At 65.0% G+C, this 7414-nt stretch carries 8 protein-coding genes and 1 pseudogene; 6 read left to right on the top strand and 3 right to left on the bottom strand.

Features of this window, described 5'->3' with window-relative positions:
- Nucleotides 1-204, bottom strand: a 204-nt coding sequence (locus KH616_RS18690; protein ID WP_292249629.1) for an NAD-dependent epimerase/dehydratase family protein, incomplete at its 3' end; no start/stop codon positions are given.
- A 145-nt stretch (nt 205-349) separates the two neighbouring features.
- Between KH616_RS18690 and KH616_RS18685 the strand changes: the two genes are divergently transcribed.
- Nucleotides 350-646, top strand: a complete 297-nt coding sequence (locus KH616_RS18685) for an acylphosphatase (protein ID WP_292249628.1) — start codon at nt 350-352, stop codon at nt 644-646.
- A gap of 7 nt (nt 647-653) precedes the next feature.
- Nucleotides 654-1550: an EamA family transporter RarD gene (gene rarD, locus KH616_RS18680; protein WP_292249627.1), complete on the top strand. Its 897-nt coding sequence runs from the start codon at nt 654-656 to the stop codon at nt 1548-1550.
- A gap of 19 nt (nt 1551-1569) precedes the next feature.
- Here the strand turns inward: rarD and KH616_RS18675 are convergent, their stop codons facing one another.
- Together KH616_RS18675 and KH616_RS18670 are read right to left on the bottom strand one after the other, a co-directional pair.
- Nucleotides 1570-1776: a hypothetical protein gene (locus KH616_RS18675; RefSeq protein ID WP_292249630.1), complete on the bottom strand. Its 207-nt coding sequence runs from the start codon at nt 1774-1776 to the stop codon at nt 1570-1572.
- A gap of 110 nt (nt 1777-1886) precedes the next feature.
- Nucleotides 1887-3389, bottom strand: a complete 1503-nt coding sequence (locus KH616_RS18670; protein ID WP_292249626.1) for a peptide MFS transporter — start codon at nt 3387-3389, stop codon at nt 1887-1889.
- A 497-nt stretch (nt 3390-3886) separates the two neighbouring features.
- Between KH616_RS18670 and KH616_RS18665 the strand changes: the two genes are divergently transcribed.
- From KH616_RS18665 to KH616_RS18650, 4 genes and pseudogenes are all read left to right on the top strand, one after another.
- Nucleotides 3887-4468, top strand: a complete 582-nt coding sequence (locus KH616_RS18665) for a cupin domain-containing protein (RefSeq protein ID WP_292249625.1) — start codon at nt 3887-3889, stop codon at nt 4466-4468.
- Nucleotides 4469-4649: 181 nt separating this feature from the next.
- Nucleotides 4650-6266: a peptide ABC transporter substrate-binding protein gene (locus KH616_RS18660; RefSeq protein WP_292249624.1), complete on the top strand. Its 1617-nt coding sequence runs from the start codon at nt 4650-4652 to the stop codon at nt 6264-6266.
- 11 nt (nt 6267-6277) lie between these two features.
- The gene (locus tag KH616_RS18655; RefSeq protein WP_292249623.1) at nt 6278-7216 is read left to right on the top strand and encodes an ABC transporter permease subunit; all 939 of its coding nucleotides are present in this window, start codon (nt 6278-6280) and stop codon (nt 7214-7216) included.
- A gap of 13 nt (nt 7217-7229) precedes the next feature.
- Nucleotides 7230-7414, top strand: a pseudogene (locus KH616_RS18650) (peptide ABC transporter permease); the annotation flags it as partial.

The raw sequence follows: 7414 nt of genomic DNA, 5'->3' as shown, positions 1-7414 counted from the left end.
CAGCGCGGCGCGCATCGACGCTTCGTCGCGCATGTCGCCGGTGACGATCTCGGCGCCGAGATCCGCGACGTTGGTGCGCGGGCTCGTCGGGCGCATGAGCACGCGCACCGCATAGCCCTTTTGCTGCGCGATGCGCGCGACGGCCGAACCGACGAAACCGGAAGCGCCGGTGACCAGAACGAGATCGCGGGATGTGTCAGTCATGCAAGTCCTCATGGCCGCGCGCGTGGCGCGGCAGTTGTGCGTCGTGCGAGATTGTACGTGTTCGGCGCGGCGCGCGACGGCACTGACATGGTGCGGGCGACGCGACTACAATGCCGGGCTTGGACGTAACAGGAGGGCGAGGCCGATGAGCCGCCACGAACAGGACGAAAGGATCGAGACCTACTACGTGCGGGTGCGCGGTGTCGTGCAGGGCGTCGGCTTCCGCCACGCGACGGTGCGCGAGGCGCATGCGCTGAAACTGCGCGGCTGGGTCGCGAACCTCGAGGACGGCAGCGTCGAAGCGATGATTCAGGGTTCCGCCGCGCAGATCGACCGGATGCTCGCGTGGCTGCGTCACGGGCCGCCGGCGGCGCGCGTGACCGAAGTGACCTTCGAGGAGCGGCACACCGACAAGCGCTACGAGCGCTTCCAGCAGCAGTGAACGCGCGGTGACGAGCTACCCGGAAGGGGGACGCGGGATCGCGCTGTCGGTGACGGCGTCGATGCTGTTCGCGCTGATGTCCGCCTACGCGAAACTGCTTGCGCCGCTCACCGGCCTCGACATTTTCGCGTGGCGCATCCTGTGGACCGCGCCGGGCGCGTTTGCGCTGATCGCATTGCGCGGCCGTTGGCCGGCATTCGTCGAGCTCGTCGGGCGGGGCGCACGCGACTGGCGCGTGCTGCTGGCGCTGCCCGCCAGCGCCGCGCTGCTCGGCGTGCAGCTGTGGCTGTTCCTGTGGGCGCCGCTGCACGGACGGATGCTCGAAGTGTCACTCGGCTATTTCCTGCTGCCGCTGACGATGGTGCTCGTCGGCCGCTTCTACTATCACGAACGGCTCGATCCACTGCAATGGGCGGCGGTCGTGTGTGCCGCGCTCGGCGTTGCGCACGAGGTCTGGGCGACGCGTGCATTCGCATGGCCGACGCTGGTGGTAGCGCTCGGTTATCCGCCGTATTTCATGCTGCGCCGCCGGATCAACGCGGATTCGCTTGCGGCGTTCGCGATCGAAGTGGCGCTCCTGTGTCCGATCGCCGGCGCGATGGCCGCGACGAGTGCGACGCAGGTATCCGGCAAACCCGTGCTGTGGGCGCTGTTGCTGCCGGGGCTCGGCGTGCTGAGCACACTCGCGCTTGCGAGCTATCTGAAGGCGAGCCGGATGTTGCCGATGGCGCTGTTCGGGATTCTCGGCTATGTCGAGCCGGTGCTGCTCGTGGCGGTATCGCTGCTGCTGCTCGGCGAGACCCTGACGGTCGCTCAGCTCGCGACCTACGGGCCGATCTGGCTGGCGGTCGCCTTGACCGCGGTGCACAGCATGATGATGTTGCGGCGTCTCCCGACCCGCTGATATCCAACGCCGCTGGCGTTCAATGCGGCGAGCGGAAGCCGGAACCGGGTGTCGCGGACGGGGCGTCAGGCTTGCCGGTGTCGTCCTGCCCGGCATCGGATTCGGCCGGTTCCTTCAGCGTGCGTTCCAGTTCCGCCGCGGCGCGCGCGGCGCGCAACGCGGTGCAGCGTTGCGCCCGGCGGATGTCCGCGAGCAGACGCAGCAGCCGCGTCGTCTTGTTTTTAATCGTCGTCTCCCTGCGCAATCCGCTCCACGTGTGAAGCGTTGCTACCAGTGTAGGACGGCGTTGCGCCGTCCGCAGGGGAATGTCGGCGGCGGGACGCCGCCCGAGGGAAATTACTGAGCCGCCAGCGCCAGTTCTTCGCGTTCGTCCGTGCAGCGCTGATGTTCGCGCGACAGCCGGCGCATCAGCGGCAACAGCAGCAGCGCGATCACCATGCCGGCCGCGGCGAGCCAGCCGAGGCCTTTGAACAGTTCGAGATAGCGCGGCAGCGACTGCACGGCGTCGAGGTCGTGCGACGGCATCTGCGCGAAGTTCGCGACCACGCTGCCGAGATACTGCGACACGCCCGTCGCGACGAAGTACGCGCCCATCATGAAGCCGCTCATCCGCGCCGGCACGTAGCGGGCGATCATCGCGAGGCCGAGGCCGCTGACGAGCAGTTCGCCGAGCGAGTACAGGCCGTAGCCCCACACCATGAACCACGACGACACGCGTCCGTCGACCGCATAGTTGCCGCTGATCGTAAACACGAGGTAGCCCGCGGCGACCGCGCCGAAGCCGAGCGCGTACTTCGCGGCCACCGGGACGTCGCATCCGCGCTTCGAGAGGCCGTTGTAGATCATCACCAGAACCGGGCTCAGCAGCATGATCCAGATCGGGTTGAGCGCCTGGAACTGCGCGGCGCTCCACGTAAACAGCGTCGTGCCGAACAGGATGAAGCGCGGATCGACATTGCGCAGCGCGAACAGCGTCAGCGACGTCGACATCTGCACGTAGAAGATGAAGAACAGGATCACCTGTGCGATCAGCACGAGTGCGGCGATGAGGCCGGCGCGCTCGGAACGCTCCGACTTCGCGATCATGTACGCGAAGATTGCGAGAATCGCGAACGCTGCCGTCCATACGCTCGCGACGGCGAGCGGCTTGTGCTGGAGCACGTAGAGCGTGGCGAGCGCGAGCGCAGCGCCGCCCGCCGCCACCGCGCCGAGACGCCGCCAGTGGATCGGTTCCGCATCGGGCTTCGAGCCGATGTGCGCCAGCGTACGGAACATCAGCGCGAAGTTCAGGATACCGAGCAGCATGCCCGCGCAGCAGACGGCGAATGCGGTATGCCAGCCCCAGTGGTCCTTGATCCACGGCGTCGCGAGCATCGACACCGTCGAGCCGATATTGACCGCCATGTAGTAGATCGTGAATGCGCTGTCGATGCGTGCATCGTCGCCCTCGTAGATCCGCCGCACGAGGTTCGCCGCGTTCGCCTTGAACAGCCCGTTGCCGACCACGATCACGCCGAGCGACGCATACAGGTAGCCGAGCTGGTCGTTCGGCATCGCGAGCATCAGATAGCCGGCGCACAGCACCGCCGCGCCGATGATCATCGTGCGGCGGGTGCCGAGGACCTTGTCGCCGATCCAGCCGCCGATCGACGGCGACGCGTAGACGAGTGCGGTGAACGCGCCCCAGGTCAGGTTCGCATGGCTGTCGGTGAAGCCGAGCTTGTCGACCATGAAGAGGATGAGAAGCGCGGCCATGCCGTAGTAGCCGAACCGCTCCCACATTTCGATGAGGAAGACCGTCGTGAACGATCGGGTTTGCGAAACACGTGAATGCATCATCAATCTCGGTTGAGGCGGGCGGCGCGGGGCGCGTCGCCGGGGTGAATCTGACGCGTCCGCGGCGTGCCGGGCGGGCAGCCGCAAATGCGACGGTAACGATCGGGCGGGCAGCCCCATTTACGGGTCAGACGCCGTTCGACGTCGGCGGCGCAAGTCCTCGGCCGGCACGCGGCTGGTGACGTTTGCGGCTGGGGTTTGTCACGTTCCTGCCACAAAGGGTAATCCCCGATGACGCTGGGGTTTTCAGCAATTTCCGTCTCGTCATGTTTTTGTAAGATCGCCGTCTGAATTTCCTCGGATTCCCGCAAAGCCGCATGCAGCTTGGCTGTGTGGGGGGCGAGTCTGGCAAGATAGCGCGTCGCGCGGCGCGTGCCGGGCTGTGTTTTCCACGCCGGGCAGAACGCCAGCGATCCGCACAAACCCGAAGACTAAGCCAATTCGATCTAACTTAGTTACTTTTCATCAAACATTTTTTGACGACCAATTATCGGCCTGCTATGGTTTCCACCACTGAAAACACGCGGTCTGCCGACGCTGCCGTGGCACTGGGCAGCAAGATTCGTGCGTTGCGTCAGCGTCTGAAACGCACGCTCGACGACACGGCAACCGCCGCGGGTATTTCGAAGCCGTTTCTGTCGCAAGTCGAGCGCGGGCTCGCATCGCCGTCGTTGACGTCGTTGGCGGGCATCGCGCAGGCGCTCGGTGTCACGGTGCAATACTTCGTCGACACGCCGAGCGAGGAGCGTTCGGTTTGCCGGGGCGGGCAGCTGCGTTTTTTCGGCTTTGCCGATTCCGCGAATCTGTTCGCACGGCTCACGAACGTATCGGAAGGGCGTCAGCTCGAGGCGATCCTCGTGCGGATGCCGCCGGGACAGATGCGGTCGGAAGTGACGACGCATGCGGGAGAGGAGTTCCTGTATGTCATCGAGGGGGAGGTGTCGCTGACGCTGGAGGGCAAGTCGTTCACCCTGCTGGCCGGCGACAGCGCGCATTACCAGTCGACGGTCCCGCATAGCTGGGTCAACACCGCACAGGTCGAGTCGGTGGTGGTCTGGGTGGGTACGCCGAGGCTGTTCTAGCAAACAGGTATTCCTTCGTTTACACGATGGGGTATCTGTCGAAAGAAACGTAAGGAATACTAATACATGAGAAACGAGATTCACGGGCCATACTCCGCGCCGCACACGCCGGCGTCCTGCGCGTAACACGCGGCCGACCGCCGCGAACACATTCCGAAAACACCTTCTACGAACTGACACGATGAAAACTTCGCATGCCATGTCGGCCGTGCTGGCCGCGCTCGCCCTGACGACGCATTCCGCGTACGCCGTTACCGTTCCGTCCAATGTGACGCTCGCCGCGCAGCAGGACCTGACGCGTCAGGTGCCGGCCGAAGTCGAATCGCTCGATCCGGCGCATATCGAGTCATGGACCGGCAACACGATCGGTCTCGACCTGTTCGAAGGGCTTGCGCGCATCGACGCGGCGGGCCAGATCGTGCCCGGCGTGGCGCAGTCGTGGGAGCGCAAGACGCCCGAAACGTGGATCTTCAAGCTGCGTCGCGACGCGAAGTGGAGCAACGGCCAGCCCGTGACCGCAGCCGATTTCGTCTATTCGTGGCAGCGCCTCGCCGATCCGAAGACGGGCTCGAAATACACGATCCTCGTCGAATTCGTGAAGAACGCGAAGGACATCATCGCGGGCAAGGCCGCGCCGTCGACGCTCGGCGTGCGTGCGGTCGATCCGTACACGGTCGAAGTAACGACCGACGCACCGGTCGCATTCTTCCCCGAGCTGACCGCGATGGCGCCGCTCGCGCCGGTCAACAAGGATGTCGTGGCGAAGTTCGGCGATGCGTGGACGCGCCCACAGAACATGGTCAGCAACGGCGCGTACTCGCTCGTCGACTGGCAGCCGAACAGCCGCATCGTGATCGCGAAGGACGCGAAGTACTGGAATGCCGGCAAGGTCGTCGTGAACAAGGTCACGTACCTGCCGATCGAGAGCGACGAGACGGCGATGCGCATGTATCAGGCCGGCCAGATCGACTACAGCTATTCGATTCCGTCGGGGATCTTCCAGCAGGTCAGCAAGCAGTTCGGCGGCGAACTGCGTCCGGGCCTGCAACTCGCGACGTACTACTACTACCTGAACAACAAGGATCCGGTGCTGAAGGACAAGCGTGTGCGCCAGGCGCTGTCGATGGTGCTCGATCGCGACGTGCTGACGACGAAGCTCACGCAGGCCGGCGAAAAACCGATGTACGGCCTGATGCCGAAGGGCACGAAGGGCGTACGGGCGCCGTTCACGCCGGAATGGGCGTCGTGGCCGATGGCCAAGCGCGTCGACTACGCGAAGAATCTGCTCAAGCAGGCCGGCTACTCGGACGCGAAGCCGCTGTCGTTCACGCTGACGTACAACACCAACGACCTGCACAAGAAGGTCGCGCTGTTCACGGCGTCCGAGTGGCGCACGAAGCTCGGCATCGACACGAAGCTCGAGAACGTCGAGTTCAAGGTGCTGATGAAGGAGCGCCATGACGGCAAGGTGCAGATCGCGCGCGACGGCTGGTTTGCCGACTACAACGACGCGATGACGTTCTTCGACCTGCTGGAATGCGGCAGCGCGCAGAACACCGTCGCGTACTGCAACAAGAAGGTCGACACGCTCGTCGGCGACGCGAACCAGAAGCTCGACGACAAGGCTCGCACCGAACTGCTCACGCAGGCGCACGATCTCGCGATGGACGACACGCCGATGGTGCCGCTGTTCCAGTACTCGGCCGACCGCCTCGTGAAGCCGTACGTCGGCGGTTATTCGCTGAAGAACGTGGTCGACATGCGTGCTTCGCAAGACATGTACGTGATCAAGCACTGAGCGGAGCGATCATGCTGGCCTACGCACTGAGACGCACGTTGTGGGCGGTGCCGACGATCCTCGCGGTCGTCACCGTCTGCTACCTGCTGCTGCACTTCACGCCGGGCGGTCCGTTCGATACGGAAAAGCAGCTGTCCGCGGCGACGATCGCGAACCTGAACGCGAAGTACCACCTCGACCAACCGCTGTGGAAGCAGTATCTGCTGTATCTCGACGCGCTGATTCACGGCGATCTCGGCCCGTCGTTCCGTTACGTCGACTGGTCGGTCAACGATCTGGTGAAGAAGGCGCTTCCGGTGAGTCTCGGCGTAGGCGGCCTGTCGATTCCGTTCTCGATCGTGCTCGGCGTGCTGCTCGGCACTGTCGCGGCGGTGCGGCGCGACAGCCTGATCGACCGCTTCGTGATGCTGATCGGCAATTTCGGCAACGTGGTGCCGCCGTTCGTGCTCGGCCCGGTGCTCGTGTGGATCTTCGCGATCGTGCTGAAGACGTCGGCCGGCAACGGCTGGCTGCCAGCGGGCGGCTGGGGCGACGGCGGCTGGCAGTACCGGCTGCTGCCGATCGTGCTGCTGACCCTGATCAACATGTCGCTGCTCGCGCGCGTGATGCGCGGCTCGATGATCGAGACGCTGTCGAGCAACTACATCCGCACAGCGCGCGCGAAAGGGCTGCCCGGCACGACGATCGTGCTGCGCCATGCGCTGAAACCCGCACTGATGCCGGTCGTTTCGCTGTTCGGCACGATCTGCATCTCGTCGATCACGGCGGCCGTCGTGACCGAATCGGTGTTCGCGCTGCCGGGCCTCGGCCAGCTCGTCGTCAACGGTGCGATCAACCGCGACTACACGCTGGTGCTCGGCCTTGTCGTGCTGACGACCGTCTGCGCGGTGCTGTTCAACCTGCTGGTCGACCTCGCATACGCGTGGCTCGATCCGCGCATCCGTTATTGAGCGAGGCGAACCGATGACGCCGACTTCTCCCACCGTCGGCCTGCCGCTGCAGGCCGATACGCCGCCGCGCTCGCGCATGCCGCTCTCGCTGGCGATGTACCGCTTCCTGCACAACCGTGCGGCGGTCCTGAGCCTTGCGCTGCTCGCACTCGTCGCGCTCGCATGCTTCGTCGGTCCGTGGCTGTCGCCGAACGATCC

The organism is Burkholderia sp. (genome assembly GCF_018375725.1).
GTDB lineage: Bacteria > Pseudomonadota > Gammaproteobacteria > Burkholderiales > Burkholderiaceae > Burkholderia.
This window is presented reverse-complemented; position numbering and strand designations above follow the sequence as displayed.

Coding starts and splice junctions, on each gene's coding strand:
- KH616_RS18685 (WP_292249628.1), top strand. CDS start 350: ATGAGCCGCCACGAACAGGACGAAAGGATCGAGACCTACTACGTGCGG.
- KH616_RS18670 (WP_292249626.1), bottom strand. CDS start 3,389: ATGATGCATTCACGTGTTTCGCAAACCCGATCGTTCACGACGGTCTTC.
- KH616_RS18665 (WP_292249625.1), top strand. CDS start 3,887: ATGGTTTCCACCACTGAAAACACGCGGTCTGCCGACGCTGCCGTGGCA.
- KH616_RS18660 (WP_292249624.1), top strand. CDS start 4,650: ATGAAAACTTCGCATGCCATGTCGGCCGTGCTGGCCGCGCTCGCCCTG.
- KH616_RS18655 (WP_292249623.1), top strand. CDS start 6,278: ATGCTGGCCTACGCACTGAGACGCACGTTGTGGGCGGTGCCGACGATC.